Consider the following 15,254-nt stretch of genomic DNA (forward strand, 5'->3'; position numbering starts at 1 on the left):
AGACTTTATGTCTGTGTCCGTTGTATTTGTTGTTCTGTCTACCGTCTGCGAATTCCATTGCAATGCCGGTTTTATATAACATGCCCTAATGCTAGGACATGTTAGGTGTCACTCTACTGAGTCACTTTTCGCTTTATCAATAATTGACCATGTTTTATAGACCATCACAATTTCCATCTCCCTCAAATGAGCTGCAGGATTTGAACAGTCGGCTATTTCATGACTTTTAAACTTTGCTCACTTCCCGAGCAATGACCAGACGCTGAATATCTGATGCACCTTCATAAATCTGGCTCACTCTGACATCACGGTAAATACGTTCAACCGGGAAATCTGAGACATAGCCATAACCGCCATGAATCTGAATCGCATCCGAGCAGACTCGCTCTGCTATAGTCGAAGCAAACAGTTTAGCCATGGACGCTTCTTTTAAGCATGGTAATCCTGCATCTTTAAGCGTTGCTGCATGTAAGACGAGTTGTCTTGCTGCCTCAATCTGGGTGGCCATATCTGCGAGACGGAATGCTACTGCCTGATGCTGCACCAGCTCTACACCAAAAGATTTACGTTCATTGGCATATTCAACAGCAGCATCCAGTGCAGCTCGTGCCATACCTACAGATTGTGCTGCGATCCCGATCCGGCCAGATTCCAGATTAGACAAGGCAATCTTGTAGCCGTCACCTTCTTGACCTAACAGGTTCTCAGCCGGAATCCGGCATTGATCAAAAATAATGGTCGCGGTATCGGAACAATGCTGCCCCATTTTTTCTTCCAGATTCGAGACGATATATCCTGGACTATCGGTAGGTACCAAGAAACATGAGATTCCTTTCTTGCCCGCAGATTTATCTGTCACTGCAAATACCAGTGCAATCTGGGCATGCTTACCGGTAGTAATAAACTGCTTGGTGCCATTTAATACCCATTCATCGCCATCACGTTCTGCCTTACATTCTAGTGCGCTGGCATCGGAACCGGCTTGAGGTTCCGTCAGGCAGAAACACCCCAACCATTCACCGGTCGCCAGTTTGGTCAGGTATTTCTGCTTTTGTTCCTCGGTACCATAACGCTGGGTAATCCCGCAAGGCAGTGAATTCTGCACACTGACAATGGTCGAGATGGCTCCATCTCCAGCAGCGATTTCCTCAAGAGCCAGTACCAGCGACACATAGTCCAGGCCTGCTCCACCCCATTGTTCAGACACGGTCATACCGAGTGCACCGAGTTCACCGAGTTCTTTCAATTCTTGTGCTGGAAATTGAGCCGTTTTATCCCTTAGACCAGCGGTAGGTTTCAGTTTTTGCTGCGAATAGTTTCGCATCATCTCCTGAATCATTTTCTGTTCGTCATTTAAAAGCACTGCGTATATCCCTTACTTATCTTTTAATTTTCCATATAGAGTGAATAAACCTATCTACTCTGACTTTTGTATTTTGCTTCGTTGGCTCGAACTTATTTTGGAGCCATACGGATGGCGCCATCCAGACGAATCACTTCACCGTTCAGATAGCTATTTTCGAAGATATGACCTACTAACTGGGCAAACTCCTGAGGTTTGGCCAGACGTGGTGGAAATGGAACCATCTGCCCCAGAGCATCCTGTACATTTTGCGGCATGCCTTTCAGCATTGGGGTTTCCATAATGCCGGGTGCAATGGTCATGACACGAATCGCTTCACGTGCCAGCTCACGCGCGAGTGGCAGCGTCATCGCAACGACTGCACCTTTAGACGCAGAATAAGCTGTCTGACCAATCTGACCATCAAAGGCTGCAACTGAAGCCGTATTCACGATTACACCGCGCTCCTCTTCATCGGTTTGCAGCTCATACTTCGCGATTAAAGCCGCTGCAAAACGAAGCATATTGAATGTGCCACTTACATTGATATTCAACACTTTCTGGAACATCGCCAGTTCATGGATTCCATTGCGGCCCAGTACCTTGGCAGAAGGTGCAATACCAGCACAGTTCACCAAGCCATTGAGTTGGCCATACTGATTTTCAACATGATTAAAGAAAGCTTCAACCGCCTGCTCATCCGTTACATCCAGTTGTACAAATTCAGCCTGCTCACCCAGTTGCTGTTGTAAGGCATTGCCCTGCTCCTGGTTCATATCCACCAGAATCACTTTTGCATCCTGTTCCACCAGATGAGTCGCTGTGGCTGCACCCAGACCTGATGCACCACCAGTTACCACAATCACTTTTCCCTGAATTTTCATGTTAATGTCCTGTTCCTATTTTTATGACAAGCTACGACTTAATAGGCAGAGTAAACAGAGATTTTATTCTGTACAATTTCCAAATGTTGCATCTTCACTGATGGATTTGGACAATAAAGAAGGGATATCTGACTGGCTATGCATTTACCAGCCTTGGAATATAGTAAGGGAACCATTTCGATTGATCTGGTTCATGAAGCACTGCTGAATGCCAAAGCACAGCATTATGATATTGCTGCGATTTTAACTAAGGCTGCCATTCCATTAGAGATTCTTCATTCCGCTAAAGCACGGGTGTCAGTGGCGCAGTATGCCGCGCTATGGACTGCACTTGCCGATAGCATGAATGACGAATTTTTTGGCATGGACAGCCATCCAATGCGCCGTGGCAGTTTCAAACTCTTGTCAAAAATGCTGTTACAGACCGATACGCTGGAAAAAGCTCTGCAGCAAATCCTGCAATTTTTTAATCTGATTCTGGATGATCTGCACAGCACACTGATGGTCGAAGAAAACTTTGCCTATATCGTGATCTATGACCAGAACCAGACCAAGCGCATGTTTAGTTATGCAACCTATCTAATGCTGATTCATACCCTGCTATGCTGGTTAAGCGGACAGCGGGTTTTACTTAATCAGATTCAACTGAAATGTGCCGCACCACTCGATGATTTTGATTATAAAGTCCGTTTTTGTGAGCAGATTGAATATCAGGCCAGTGAAAACTATATCCAGTTTGATGCAGCCTATTTGCAGCTCCCAGTAAAACAGGATCAAACCTCCTGGTATCAGTTTATTCAACAGACTCCGCATAACCTGCTAGTTCGCTTTAAAAATCCTTATGCGCTAAGTGCACAGATCCGCAAACAGCTTTTAAAAGTACCTCCGGCTGAATGGCTTGAACTGAATGAGCTTGCTTTGAAAATGAATATGTCTGAAGCCACCATGCAACGGCGTCTTAAAAATGAAGGTGTGACTTATCAACAGCTCAAAAATGAAATTCGTCGTGATACAGCCATTGAACTATTAACCCGTACGGATCAAAGTTTGCAGGACATCAGTGATCAGCTTAACTTCCAGGAAGTCAGTGCTTTTCATCGTGCCTTTAAAAAATGGACAGGGGTTAGTCCAGGTGCCTATAGACAAAATATTACTAGATAATTTATATTTAATAAGACTTAAAAACGATTAAAATTTAGCATATAAATTTAAATTTATATTTTCTCAACAGTTATATTTTTCAAGGCTTACAGCCCAAAAATAGAGGACTGAACGGTCATCCATAATGCTTTGCATTCCCTATTAATATAATTTATTTTTCAATCAATTTTTAGTGCTTCACTTTTGGCTGTACTCCCTTTCCCTCTTTCCTTGTTGAAGGTATTTTCCATGTTAAAGATGACTGATGTTCTTGGACAAAATCTTGTTCAAAACTTCGCCCAGGCTTTAGTTTCTTCGACCGATCTTAATGCAGAGCAATTGAATCAAGGCATCTTGAATGCGTCTGATTCTGCCCTCAAAGATGCTATTGTGCACTTCTTTAACCAGATTGATGCCACTGAAGCTGCGAAATCGCTTGAAATTCCGGCTGAGCGCATCGTTGCATTACAACAAGGTATTGCACTGAAAGATGAACAATATCTTGCTGATACTGCCAAAGTCGTGGCTCTTTGCCTGGCAATGGAAACTGGTAGCCTAGATCAAGTCGAGGTTTATGACTGTCTGCAAGACTACCCAATGTAAGCTATCCAGATTGATAAAATAGTGACTCAAAAAGCGATGCTAATGCATCGCTTTTTTTATGGCACTCGTTATTTATAAAACTTCCTACTGCAAAGACGAATGATTAAAAAAACAGCTTATCAATTTACGCCATACCATTTTTAAAATTTTATCTAAGCAAAACCTTTCTATTCTTTATTTAATAAATTTAAATAAAAACAAATACCTATATTTAAAACTGTTAATTATTTCATTTTTTGATTTGATTATCTTTTTTTCTTTTTTGTGTGCTTATCAATTTACCGCTATGAATGTCAAAAATTTAATTCAAGATTGAGATATTCATGAAAAAAACATTAAGAACTTCGGGTCTGACTTTACTCGGTCTTTCTATTTCTCTCTTTACCGGCTTGGCTAACGCAGCGATTCCATCTGAATTAAAATTGGATTATGCCTATTACGCACCGACCAGTCTGGTGGTTAAAGAACAGAAACTGCTAGAAAAAGCTTTGCCAAAAACCAAGATTAAATGGGTATTTAGCCAAGGCAGTAACCGCTCACTCGAATATCTAAATAGCGGTAGCACAGATTTTGCTTCTACTGCAGGTTTAGCGGCAGTGCTTAGCCGCGCCAATGGTAGCCCGATTAAAACAGTTTATATCCAGAGCCAGCCTGAATGGACAGCACTGGTCGTTAATAAAGATTCAAATATCAAATCTCTGAAAGATTTGAAAGGTAAAAAGATTGCTGCCACTAAAGGTACAGATCCTTTCTTATTTACTTTACAAGCCTTAGATACGATTGGTTTGGGCAAACGCGATGTAGAGCTCGTTCATTTACAGCATCCGGATGGTAAGACTGCGTTAGAGCGTAAAAAGGTCGATGCCTGGGCAGGCCTTGATCCTTTAATGGCATCTGCGCAGGCACAGTCAGGTGCCAAATTACTGTATCGCAATGTCAGTTTTAATTCTTATAGCGTACTGAGCGTAAAAGACCAGTTTGCCAAATCCAGTCCGGAAGCGATTGAAGCAGTGATTAAAGCTTATGAACAGGCACGTCAATGGGCGAAAGCCAATCCCGACAAATTGGCTGAATTACTGGCACGTGAAGCCAAGCTTCCGATTGAAGTCGCCAAGCTTCAACTCAGCCGTACTAATCTGGATCAGAATATTCCAACCACCAAACATACCGGGGCATTACAAAAAGCTGGTCGTATCCTGACGGAAGAAGAACTGGTTCGTAAAGGAACCAATGTCAATCAGGTCGTGACTCAATTATTTGATGCCCGCTATGCTAAAAAGGTTGCAACTAAGTAATGGCTATACCGAAAAGCATCTCGGAACAGTTGAGCGTGGAAGAACAGTCAAAATCCGCTGTGTTACCACGCAGCATTTCGCTGATCAAAGCCCTCACCCTGCCTGTTATTTTTATCGTATTGGTAGAAATACTGGTCCGTAATGGCGTAATCGAACCTTATCTGTTGCCTGCACCGAGTAGCCTGTTTCAGTCCTTTACTGAACTGGCTGAGGGCGATTTATGGCAACACATCTGGACCAGTAGCTGGCGGGTTTTTCTTGGCTTTGGGATTGGTAGTGGATTGGGACTGATCTTTGCGATCCTGGTTGGGCTAAACAGACATGCAGAAGATTTTCTGGAACCAACGTTTTCTGCAATTAAATCCATTCCGAGTCTGGCTTGGATTCCGTTACTTTTACTTTGGTTAGGGATTGATGAATCTTCTAAAATCACCTTGATCGCAATTGGTGCCTTCTTCCCAACCTATACCAATACTGTGGCAGCGATTCAGGGTGTGGATCGTAAGCTGCTTGAAGTCGCGAAAGTCTATCGCCTGAAATACTGGCAACAGGTTCAGCAGATTGTATTGCCTGCTGCCTCACCGGGAATATTGACTGGCTTAAGGAATAGCCTGAGTTTATCCTGGATGTTTATGATTGCAGCTGAATTGATTGCTGCCACTCAAGGGATTGGTTATCTGCTCAGTGATGGTCGTGAAACTTCACGTCCGGATATTGTGATTATTGCGATTATCCTGTTAGCAGTCCTAGGCAAAATCACCGACAGTATTATGAAATTGTTTGAAACCCGCTTACTGCGCTGGCGAGATGTGATTAAAAAGTCATAATTTATTGAATAAAAGAATTAAAAAAGCGACCTATCCAGGTCGCTTTTTTATTATATCAAGCTTTAAAAATTAATGTGGCCACTGACCTAAAGTTACCCGGTCATTTCCGCCATAATCTTTCACTGTACGGACCTGTTTATAGCCAGCTTGAGTAAACAGATGGCGGACCGCATCGCCCTGATCATAGCCGTGCTCAAGCACAACCCAGCCATTTACGGTTAGATGCTTTTTAGCTTGCTGAATAATCATCTCAATATCAGCCAGACCATTTTTGTCTGAAACCAGCGCACGTTCCGGCTCAGTCGCCAGATCAGGCATATGCTCATCGTCTGCATCAATATACGGTGGATTAGATACAATCGCATCAAAGAACTGCCGACCAAATGGTTTTAGCCAGGAACCAAGCACAAACTGCACCTGATCTAAATCATGCTGTTCCGCATTATATTTCGCAACTTCCAGTGTGGGTTCATAAATATCCGAAGCGGTAACAGACCAGTTAGGGCGCTCAGACGCCAGTGACAAGGCAATGGCACCGGTACCAGTTCCCAAGTCAACAATTCGTGCATCTTCCGGCAGGTCTAATTTCAGGACTGTTTCGACCAGCACTTCGGTATCCGGGCGTGGTACTAGCGTATCTTTAGTGACTTTTAGATCCAAAGTCCAGAACGGTTGTGAACCTGTCACATAGGCCAATGGCTCACCTGCAGCAATCCTCGCCAGGCTTTCGACATAGGCCTGTTCCTGTTCAGGCGTTAACTGCTGGTCTTTTTTCATTACCAGATCAAAAGCATCAATCTTGGTAATGTGTTCCAACAGCCAGGCATTTTCCTGACGTTCATAACTTTCAGGTTCACCACGTAAAGCCAGTGCTTCTTGAATGTTCATTAGCCACCATTCTGCTGTGCAAGCATGGCCAACTGATCGGCCTGATATTCACGATGCAGACTGTCTAATAGCTCAGTCAGATCACCTTCCATCACGGCATCCAGCTTATATAAAGTCAGGTTAATACGGTGATCGGTCATACGACCTTGTGGATAGTTATAGGTGCGAATACGTTCTGAACGGTCACCCGAACCGACCAGGTCACGGCGCATTTCAGAAGTCGCTGCATCTGCTGCGGCACGTTTGGCATTTTCCAGACGTGAAACCAATAAAGCCATCGCTTTGGCTTTGTTTTTATGCTGTGAACGTTCATCCTGACATTCCACCACAGTACCGGTTGGAATGTGCGTAATACGCACCGCAGAGTCAGTTTTGTTAATGTGCTGACCACCAGCACCTGATGCGCGGTAAGTGTCGATACGTAGGTCAGCCGGGTTAATGTCGACTGAAGTATCTACATCCACTTCTGGAAGAATAGCTACCGTACACGCTGAAGTATGTACACGACCTTGCGATTCTGTCGCAGGCACACGTTGTACACGGTGTGCTCCACTTTCAAATTTCAGGCGACCATATACCCCTTCACCATTCACCAGGCAGATGACTTCTTTATAACCACCATGCTCACCTTCATTTTCAGACAGGATTTCAATACGCCAACCTTGAGATTCCGCATATTTGCTATACATACGGAATAAATCACCCGAGAAGATTGCCGCTTCATCACCACCGGTTCCGGCACGGATTTCCAAATAAGCAGAGTTGGCATCATTCGGATCTTTTGGAATCATCAGGATATTCAAATCAGCCTCAAGCTGTTCGATCAGGGCTTTATTTTCCTTGATCTCTTCCTGCGCCATTTCCTTAAAGTCAGGATCAGACAGCATGGCTTGCGCAGTTTCAATATCTTCTTCAGCCTGTTTGTACTTGGTCCAAACGCTGGTAATCTCGGTTAAATCATTATGCTCACGTGATAACTGGCGAAAACGCTTGTTGTCCGAAATCACTTCAACATCTGCCAATAACGCAGTCAGTTCTTCATGACGGTCAGAGAGTTGGTCTAATCGTAAACGTAACGATTCTTTCATTTTCTAAAAAATCTCAAACATAAGGCTGTGACTAAACAGTGATTTAGCACAGCGAAATCAAAAAATTGCGCCTAGTTTAACGATTCTCTGGGTTAATGAACATCATTATTCAGTAAGTCATTGCTTAGATGCAGCGATGTCACCGCCATTTGTGAACAAATATAAATAAAATCTTCAGTTTTGGATTTTTTCTGCTCAATTCGATCCTTATTTATTTCTCATTTTACAAATTGGCAAATAAACACATTAAATATGGAGGTAGATCTTCACATTCTTTTGGGCATGATTTGTTACATTTTCTGCGTCGAAACACACTAACATATGAAAGTCCTATCAGGGACACGGAGTTACAACATGAAACTCAATGCAATTTTACTGAGTGCTGCAATGGCTGCTGGCTCAATGATGACAGTGAGTGCGCATGCAGACAGTACTGCACGTGTGGCAGCAGCAAGTGCTTTAGGTAGCGTTGCTGGTACTGCACTGGGCAAAAACATGGGGGGCAACACTGGCGCAACAATTGGTGCTGCATTAGGTGGTGCAGGTGGTGCTGCTGTTGCAAGTAACAAGAAAAACCGTACCTCATCTGCAATTGGTGGTGCTTTAGGTGGTGGTGCTGGTTATACCGTAGGTAAAAACATGGGTGGTTCTAATGGCGGTTACATCGGTTCAGCACTCGGTGCTGCGGGTGGTGCAGCCTTAGGTAATAAAATTTCTAAAGATAAAGCAGCCGATCGTGCCAAAGCGAATCGTGCTAAACACTGGAAAAAACGTCACCGTTAATTTCCTGCCCTTAGGCTCTTTAAATTCGACGCTACATTTAACATTAAAAGCACCTGTTTGGGTGCTTTTTTTATTATGCGTTCAACGTATTCAAATTCATGTAATACATCAACTTATTCGAACAAGATCATGAATAAATTAAGGAGATAAAAATCACAATTCGCCAACACTGCCTCCATGCTATTTGACGGTTGCTAGATTAAATTTATCTCATCAACAAATACAGCTAGATATATAAAAGGTGTACTCATGAATTACAAATCTCTAATGATCGCTGTCGTAGCAACCTCAGCCATGGGTATGACAGCCGCCAATGCCGGAAATACAACGAATACGGCTTTAGCTTCTGCTTTGGGTGGTGTCGTTGGTGCCGCAGTGGGCAATAAAATGGGTGGTACAACTGGTGCAACAATCGGTTCTGCGATTGGCGGTGGTGCTGGTGCCGCAGTAGCAGCGAATAAACGTGACCGTAATGGTGCGATTATCGGCGGTGCTTTAGGTGGTGGTGCTGGTTATGCCGTAGGTAAAAACATGGCGGGTTCTAATGGCGGCTTAATTGGTGCTGCATTAGGTTCTGCTGGTGGTTCTGCCCTTGGTAAAAAAGTCAGCGAAGACCGTCGTTATGATGACCGTTATGACCGTCGCTATAGTTCAAAAAACTATCGTACTAGCAACTACCGTTATAACCACCGTCGCTAAGATTTCCTCTAATCACTTTTCCTCCTTGAATAAGCATCTTCGGATGCTTATTTTTTTTGTCTGTTATTTTGGTTTACATATATATCGATTTTTTTCGATATACAAATACAATGCAAAGTCGTATGCTCTTAGTCATGTTTATTCAAGAGTAATATTATGCGTACGCTTACCGATATCCAGTTCTCTATTCTCGAACTGGTTCCAGTTCGTGACGATAAGACCATTCAATTCTCCCTGCAACATGCGTTGGAATTGGCCCAGACCGCAGAACATCTAGGTTATAGCCGGATGTGGCTGGCAGAGCATCATAATATGGATGGTATTGCCAGCTCAGCGACTGCCGTTCTCTTAGGCTATTTACTGGCAAATACCAATAGCATCAAACTTGGCTCTGGCGGCATTATGTTGCCAAACCATGCACCCTTGGTAGTAGCAGAACAGTTCGGTACATTAGCGACTTTATATCCAGATCGTATTGAGCTGGGTCTAGGCCGTGCTCCTGGTACCGATCAAATGACCATGCGTGCTTTACGTCGTGGCCGTCAGGAAACTGAAGATCAGTTCCCGCAGGATGTTTTAGAAATTCTGCAATACTTTAAAGATCCGATTCCAGGCCAACGCATTGTGGCAACTCCAGGCCAAAGCACACACGTACCTGTGTGGTTATTAGGTTCGAGCCTGTTTAGCGCACAACTGGCAGCAAAACTTGGTCTACCCTATTCTTTTGCATCTCACTTTGCTCCGCGTATGCTTGGTCAAGCGATTCAATTGTATCGGGACAATTTCGAACCGTCTGAATATCTGGATCGTCCTTATGTTTCTATGGGCGTACCGACTTGTGTCGCAGATACAGATGAAGAAGCTGAATATCTGGCAACAAGTGCTTACCAGCGTGTCCTTGCCCTGATTCGCGGTCAAAGCCTGAAATTGAAAGCGCCGATTGATTCTATGGAAGGACTCTGGTCACCACCTGAAAAAATGTCTGTCGACAATTTCTTTGCCATGGCGCAAGTGGGTTCCAAAGAAACTGTTAAAGCCGGTCTGGAAGCACTCCTAGCAAAATATGATGTAGATGAGTTTATCTTCACCTGTGACATTTATGACACAGAGAAACGTCTGCATAATTTTGAATTGCTGATGCAGATCAAAAACGGGCAATAATGCTATCTTGCTTTGCCTAATTTATTCTCATCTATATACCCATTCTTAGGAATGGGTATATTTTTTTAAAACTGTGTTTGAAGATTTTAAGTTTTTAAATGGATAAATTCATTTCTAAGATGGATCTCCTGCGCTTTAATACATCTATGTCTCATTAAAAATACAATAGAAAAAAGAATGACTGTCTAAGTTAAATTTTGATCTTTACCGCTCTAGGGCTTTTGCTAATATCTATAACAAAGCAAATAAGACCAATTATTAAATAATTTCAAGGAAAAACAATGTACACCAAGCAGGATGCACACGCGGGTATATTTGAGAATCGCCCCGAAAATTTTCAGCATTTTACTGGCATTAAAGTGCCCTCTTCCCAGCTCGCTGAACTTGACTGTGCCGGAAAAGATATTGCGATTATCGGTACGGATCAATTTACCGTAAGCCAGCTCAACAAGATTAGCCAGCAAGCTCGCTCAGTAAAAGTTTTTCAGATTAATCCGCAATTTGTATTGCCAGGTACTGAACGTGGTTTGCAGCGCCTTCTGAATCATCCCTTGATCATTAAAAATCGACGCCTATTTAATAACCGCATTAAAAGCATTTTATCATTACGTTATCTAGAAAATCAGGTACAAAATTTATGGCTCAGACGCCAGCTCATGCCAAATCTTGCAGCCGCATCCAAAGTTTATCTTAAATCAGATCACTATTATGCTGCTCTGCAACGTGAAAATTGCCAGCTGATTACCTGGCCTATTGCAAAAATTTCCGAAAATAGTATTCATTGTATTAATGGAGATGAACATCAGGTTGAGCTAATTGTGCATACTTTTCAATCAGCAAGTTAATCTGTTTTTAGCACATAAGATTAAAAATTCGGAGTGTATTTGGAAAAATTTAGCTCTGCAAAATTGAATTTTTGATTTCATTGAATAGCAAAAAAGTTTAAAAAATAATCACTACATTTTTTATTAAAATATTGAATATTTCAACAACTTATAATATTCATATTTTATTTCTATGAAAGCAGTATTTTTATTAATTTTTATCTATAAATCAGAGCCAAACTGAAGTCTGGCTCTGAATTCTTTTTAGCCAATTCGACGTTTTAGTCCTGTCATCTGTAAGACACGCGTTGAGATTTCTTCAATCGACATTTCCGAAACATTCAGGTACTTTATCCCTTCCGAAATATAGATGCCTTCAATTGCACGCAGTTCCATCTGACACTGGCTAAAGCTGGCATAACGGCTGTTGGCCTTACGTTCTGTACGAATTGCAACCAGACGTTCTGCATCAATCATCAAGCCAAAAAGCTTGTTTTTATGCGGTCTTAGCACTGCTGGCAGGCGGTTATCGTCCAGATCTTCTTCAGTTAGCGGATAGTTCGCTACACGAATTCCAAATTGCAGAGACAAATAAATTGAGGTTGGAGTCTTACCGGAACGCGATACGCCAATCAGGATCAGATCAGCCTTATCATAGTGACGCGTACGCGCACCATCATCATTGTCGAGCGCAAAATGTACGGCATCAATACGTGCCTTATAAGACTCAGAATCGGTCACCGCATGGGTCTGACCGACTAAAGTCGTAGGTTCAGTACCAAGCTCTTCTGATAATTTACTGATAAGCCCTTCAAAAACATCAAGATTTACTGCATTTGCAGTATTAATAATTTCACGCACATAGGGATCCACCAACGTATCGAAAACCAAAGGTTTTTGACCGTCTTTTTGGGCACGTTCATTGATCTCTGTGACCACATTCATGGCCGCTTCTTCAGAGCTAATATAAGGGATAATATGAATGTCAAAATCCACATGCGGAAACTGCGCTAACAGTGAGTGGCCAAGGGTTTCAGCAGTAATGGCAGTACCATCGGAAATAAAAAACACACTCCGCTGAATTTGTTTACCTTCTGACATTAAAATTCTCCTCAAACATTTGTCTTAGTACTATATAATCTTTATAGTAAACCGATCTTACATGACTGTCGCTTAGTAAAATCAAAAACCTAGAAGATTTGCTATACTCTCATGCCAAGATAGTGATTAATACTGCAAAAGTGGAGTAACAACTTTGGAAGCGCGCGTAATTGGTCTAGAAAAATTAGGGAAGCACGATGTTGAGCTTGTAGGTGGGAAAAACTCATCTCTGGGCGAAATGATCAGCCACTTATCTAATGCTGGTGTATCAGTACCAGGTGGCTTCGCAACAACAGCTGCTGCTTATCGTGAATTTCTCGAGCAAAGTGGCCTAAACGCTAAAATCAATGCAGAGCTTGCTGCACTTAACGTTGATGACGTCAATGCACTTGCTGAAACTGGTGCAAAGATTCGTCAATGGATTGTGGAAACTCCACTTACTGCTGAACTGGAAAAGGAAATTCGTGCAGCTTTTGCAGAACTTTCAAACGGCAACCCTGACATCGCGGTTGCCGTTCGTTCATCTGCGACTGCAGAAGACTTACCTGATGCTTCTTTCGCAGGTCAGCAAGAAACCTTCCTGAACATTCGTGGTATCGATAACGTTCTGATCGCGATCAAAGAAGTGTTTGCATCTTTGTACAATGACCGCGCGATCTCTTACCGTGTACACCAAAACTTTGCGCATGACGTGGTTGCTCTTTCTGCAGGCGTACAACGTATGGTTCGCTCAGAAACTGGTGCTGCTGGTGTAATGTTCACTCTAGATACTGAATCAGGCTTCCGTGATGCAGTATTCATTACAGCTTCTTATGGCTTGGGTGAAATGGTAGTTCAGGGTGCAGTAAACCCGGATGAATTCTATATTTCAAAACCGCTTCTAAATGCAGGCAAACACGCTGTACTGCGCCGTAACTTAGGTTCTAAACACCAGAAAATGATTTATGGTGAAGAAGCCGCTGCGGGTAAATCAGTTGTTGTAGTTGATGTAGAAAAAGCGGATCGTCAACAATTTGCATTGAACGATCATGAACTGCAAGAATTGGCTAAGCAAGCACTGATCATTGAAAACCACTACGGTTCTCCAATGGACATCGAGTGGGCGAAAGACGGTGATGACGGCAAAATCTACATCGTTCAGGCGCGTCCTGAAACTGTGAAGAGCCGTGAAAATGTCGGCACGATGGAACGCTACCTGTTAAAACAACGTGGTACTGTAATCTGTGAAGGCCGTTCAATTGGTCAACGTATCGGTTCTGGTAAAGTCCGCATCGTAACTTCAATTAAAGAAATGGACAAAGTACAAGACGGTGATGTACTTGTATCTGATATGACTGACCCGGATTGGGAACCAGTAATGAAACGTGCTGCTGCGATTGTAACTAACCGTGGTGGTCGTACTTGTCACGCTGCGATCATCGCACGTGAACTTGGGGTTCCAGCTATCGTAGGTTGTGGTAATGCAACCGAAGTCCTGGTTGACGGTCAGGAAGTGACTGTATCTTGTGCTGAAGGTGATACTGGTTTCATCTACGAAGGTGCGCTTGATTTCGAAATCCAAACCAACTCTATCGAATCTATGCCAAAACTTCCGTTCAAAATCATGATGAACGTAGGTAACCCGGATCGTGCATTTGACTTCGCGCAAATTCCGAACGAAGGTATTGGTCTTGCTCGGCTAGAGTTCATCATCAACCGTATGATCGGTGTGCATCCTAAAGCATTATTGAACATCGATAGTCTGCCACGTGAAACTCGTGCTGCTGTACTTGCTCGTACTGCAGGTTATGCATCTCCAATCGAATTCTATGTAGAAAAACTGGTTGAAGGTATCTCTACTCTTGCTGCTGCGTTCGCTGACAAACCAGTGATCGTACGTATGTCTGACTTCAAGTCAAACGAATACGCTAACCTGATCGGCGGTAAACTGTACGAACCTGAAGAAGAAAACCCAATGTTGGGCTTCCGTGGTGCAAGTCGTTATGTATCTGACAACTTCCGTGACTGCTTCGAACTTGAATGCCGTGCACTGAAAAAAGTTCGTGACGAAATGGGTCTGACTAACGTTCAAATCATGATCCCGTTCGTACGTACTGTTGCTGAAGCTAAACGTGTTATTGAGCTATTAGGTCAAAACGGTCTGAAACGTGGTGAAAATGGTCTTAAAGTGATCATGATGTGTGAATTGCCAACTAACGCTTTGTTAGCTGAACAGTTCCTTGAACACTTCGATGGTTTCTCTATCGGTTCAAATGACTTGACTCAGTTAACGCTTGGTCTTGACCGTGACTCTGGTATCGTTTCTCACCTATTTGATGAACGTGATCCAGCAGTAAAAGCGCTTCTTTCTATGGCCATCCATGCTTGCCGTAAAGCCGGTAAATATGTAGGTATCTGTGGCCAAGGTCCTTCTGACCACCCAGATCTTGCACAATGGCTGATGGAACAAGGTATTGAATCTGTATCTCTTAACCCAGACTCAGTATTGGATACCTGGTTCTTCCTATCTGAAGAGAAAGCTCAAAAAGCTTAATTAACTCTTTAAAAAAAGACCCTTTCATAGGGTCTTTTTTTATGTTCTCAATATTACCTAGATATTGTCTTAATCACATTTATAGT

14 protein-coding genes are annotated in these 15,254 nt (G+C 42.9%); 9 read left to right on the top strand and 5 right to left on the bottom strand.

The window, feature by feature from the left end:
- Positions 1-226: 226 nt before the first annotated feature.
- Both G5T77_RS04390 and G5T77_RS04395 read right to left on the bottom strand, forming a co-directional pair.
- Positions 227-1,363 carry an acyl-CoA dehydrogenase family protein gene (locus G5T77_RS04390; protein ID WP_166134941.1) on the bottom strand — a complete coding sequence of 379 codons (1,137 nt, stop codon included), beginning with the start codon at positions 1,361-1,363 and terminating at the stop codon, positions 227-229.
- Positions 1,364-1,455: 92 nt separating this feature from the next.
- Positions 1,456-2,226 (bottom strand): 3-hydroxyacyl-CoA dehydrogenase, encoded by a 771-nt coding sequence (locus tag G5T77_RS04395; RefSeq protein WP_166134944.1) that lies wholly within the window; start codon positions 2,224-2,226, stop codon positions 1,456-1,458.
- Positions 2,227-2,364: 138 nt separating this feature from the next.
- Between G5T77_RS04395 and G5T77_RS04400 the strand changes: the two genes are divergently transcribed.
- The 4 genes from G5T77_RS04400 to G5T77_RS04415 all read left to right on the top strand — a co-directional run bounded on the left by G5T77_RS04400 (position 2,365) and on the right by G5T77_RS04415 (position 6,091).
- Positions 2,365-3,387, top strand: a complete 1,023-nt coding sequence (locus tag G5T77_RS04400) for an AraC family transcriptional regulator (protein WP_166134947.1) — start codon at positions 2,365-2,367, stop codon at positions 3,385-3,387.
- Between the two features lie 228 nt (positions 3,388-3,615).
- Complete coding sequence (locus G5T77_RS04405) at positions 3,616-3,969, top strand: hypothetical protein (protein ID WP_004783846.1); 354 nt, start codon at positions 3,616-3,618, stop codon at positions 3,967-3,969.
- A 323-nt stretch (positions 3,970-4,292) separates the two neighbouring features.
- Positions 4,293-5,264, top strand: coding sequence for an aliphatic sulfonate ABC transporter substrate-binding protein (locus G5T77_RS04410; RefSeq protein WP_166134950.1), 972 nt, complete (start codon positions 4,293-4,295; stop codon positions 5,262-5,264).
- Complete coding sequence (locus tag G5T77_RS04415; protein ID WP_159123179.1) at positions 5,264-6,091, top strand: ABC transporter permease; 828 nt, start codon at positions 5,264-5,266, stop codon at positions 6,089-6,091. The genes G5T77_RS04410 and G5T77_RS04415 overlap by 1 nt, the downstream gene beginning before the upstream one ends.
- 69 nt (positions 6,092-6,160) lie before the next feature.
- Here the strand turns inward: G5T77_RS04415 and prmC are convergent, their stop codons facing one another.
- On the bottom strand, positions 6,161-6,979 hold the full coding sequence (gene prmC / locus G5T77_RS04420) for a peptide chain release factor N(5)-glutamine methyltransferase (protein ID WP_159123180.1): 819 nt from the start codon (positions 6,977-6,979) through the stop codon (positions 6,161-6,163).
- A complete protein-coding gene (gene prfA / locus G5T77_RS04425; RefSeq protein WP_004783856.1) occupies positions 6,979-8,067 on the bottom strand; it encodes a peptide chain release factor 1 in 1,089 nt (362 codons plus the stop codon). The genes prmC and prfA overlap by 1 nt, the downstream gene beginning before the upstream one ends.
- Before the next feature lie 354 nt (positions 8,068-8,421).
- Here prfA and G5T77_RS04430 point away from each other — a divergent pair, with 354 nt between their 5' ends.
- The 4 genes from G5T77_RS04430 to G5T77_RS04445 all read left to right on the top strand — a co-directional run bounded on the left by G5T77_RS04430 (position 8,422) and on the right by G5T77_RS04445 (position 11,555).
- Complete coding sequence (locus tag G5T77_RS04430) at positions 8,422-8,850, top strand: glycine zipper domain-containing protein (protein ID WP_034171622.1); 429 nt, start codon at positions 8,422-8,424, stop codon at positions 8,848-8,850.
- Between the two features lie 249 nt (positions 8,851-9,099).
- A complete protein-coding gene (locus tag G5T77_RS04435; RefSeq protein ID WP_004783858.1) occupies positions 9,100-9,549 on the top strand; it encodes a hypothetical protein in 450 nt (149 codons plus the stop codon).
- 156 nt (positions 9,550-9,705) lie between these two features.
- Positions 9,706-10,710, top strand: a complete 1,005-nt coding sequence (locus G5T77_RS04440) for an LLM class flavin-dependent oxidoreductase (RefSeq protein ID WP_166134953.1) — start codon at positions 9,706-9,708, stop codon at positions 10,708-10,710.
- 281 nt (positions 10,711-10,991) lie between these two features.
- Positions 10,992-11,555, top strand: a complete 564-nt coding sequence (locus G5T77_RS04445) for a flavoprotein (protein WP_166134956.1) — start codon at positions 10,992-10,994, stop codon at positions 11,553-11,555.
- A gap of 243 nt (positions 11,556-11,798) precedes the next feature.
- Here the strand turns inward: G5T77_RS04445 and G5T77_RS04450 are convergent, their stop codons facing one another.
- Complete coding sequence (locus G5T77_RS04450; protein ID WP_166134959.1) at positions 11,799-12,635, bottom strand: pyruvate, water dikinase regulatory protein; 837 nt, start codon at positions 12,633-12,635, stop codon at positions 11,799-11,801.
- Between the two features lie 154 nt (positions 12,636-12,789).
- On the opposite strand from G5T77_RS04450, the gene ppsA reads away from it, so the two are divergent.
- Positions 12,790-15,168 (top strand): phosphoenolpyruvate synthase, encoded by a 2,379-nt coding sequence (gene ppsA / locus G5T77_RS04455; RefSeq protein WP_004783865.1) that lies wholly within the window; start codon positions 12,790-12,792, stop codon positions 15,166-15,168.
- Positions 15,169-15,254 lie beyond the last annotated feature (86 nt).

Source organism: Acinetobacter sp. GFQ9D191M, assembly GCF_011174875.1.
Taxonomy (GTDB): Bacteria; Pseudomonadota; Gammaproteobacteria; order Pseudomonadales; family Moraxellaceae; genus Acinetobacter.

Excerpts from the sequence above, each read along its gene's own strand:
- prmC (WP_159123180.1), bottom strand. The coding sequence starts at position 6,979 with ATGAACATTCAAGAAGCACTGGCTTTACGTGGTGAACCTGAAAGTTAT.
- G5T77_RS04405 (WP_004783846.1), top strand. The coding sequence starts at position 3,616 with ATGTTAAAGATGACTGATGTTCTTGGACAAAATCTTGTTCAAAACTTC.
- G5T77_RS04440 (WP_166134953.1), top strand. The coding sequence starts at position 9,706 with ATGCGTACGCTTACCGATATCCAGTTCTCTATTCTCGAACTGGTTCCA.
- G5T77_RS04450 (WP_166134959.1), bottom strand. The coding sequence starts at position 12,635 with ATGTCAGAAGGTAAACAAATTCAGCGGAGTGTGTTTTTTATTTCCGAT.
- G5T77_RS04435 (WP_004783858.1), top strand. The coding sequence starts at position 9,100 with ATGAATTACAAATCTCTAATGATCGCTGTCGTAGCAACCTCAGCCATG.
- G5T77_RS04410 (WP_166134950.1), top strand. The coding sequence starts at position 4,293 with ATGAAAAAAACATTAAGAACTTCGGGTCTGACTTTACTCGGTCTTTCT.
- G5T77_RS04395 (WP_166134944.1), bottom strand. The coding sequence starts at position 2,226 with ATGAAAATTCAGGGAAAAGTGATTGTGGTAACTGGTGGTGCATCAGGT.
- G5T77_RS04430 (WP_034171622.1), top strand. The coding sequence starts at position 8,422 with ATGAAACTCAATGCAATTTTACTGAGTGCTGCAATGGCTGCTGGCTCA.
- G5T77_RS04400 (WP_166134947.1), top strand. The coding sequence starts at position 2,365 with ATGCATTTACCAGCCTTGGAATATAGTAAGGGAACCATTTCGATTGAT.
- prfA (WP_004783856.1), bottom strand. The coding sequence starts at position 8,067 with ATGAAAGAATCGTTACGTTTACGATTAGACCAACTCTCTGACCGTCAT.
- G5T77_RS04445 (WP_166134956.1), top strand. The coding sequence starts at position 10,992 with ATGTACACCAAGCAGGATGCACACGCGGGTATATTTGAGAATCGCCCC.
- G5T77_RS04415 (WP_159123179.1), top strand. The coding sequence starts at position 5,264 with ATGGCTATACCGAAAAGCATCTCGGAACAGTTGAGCGTGGAAGAACAG.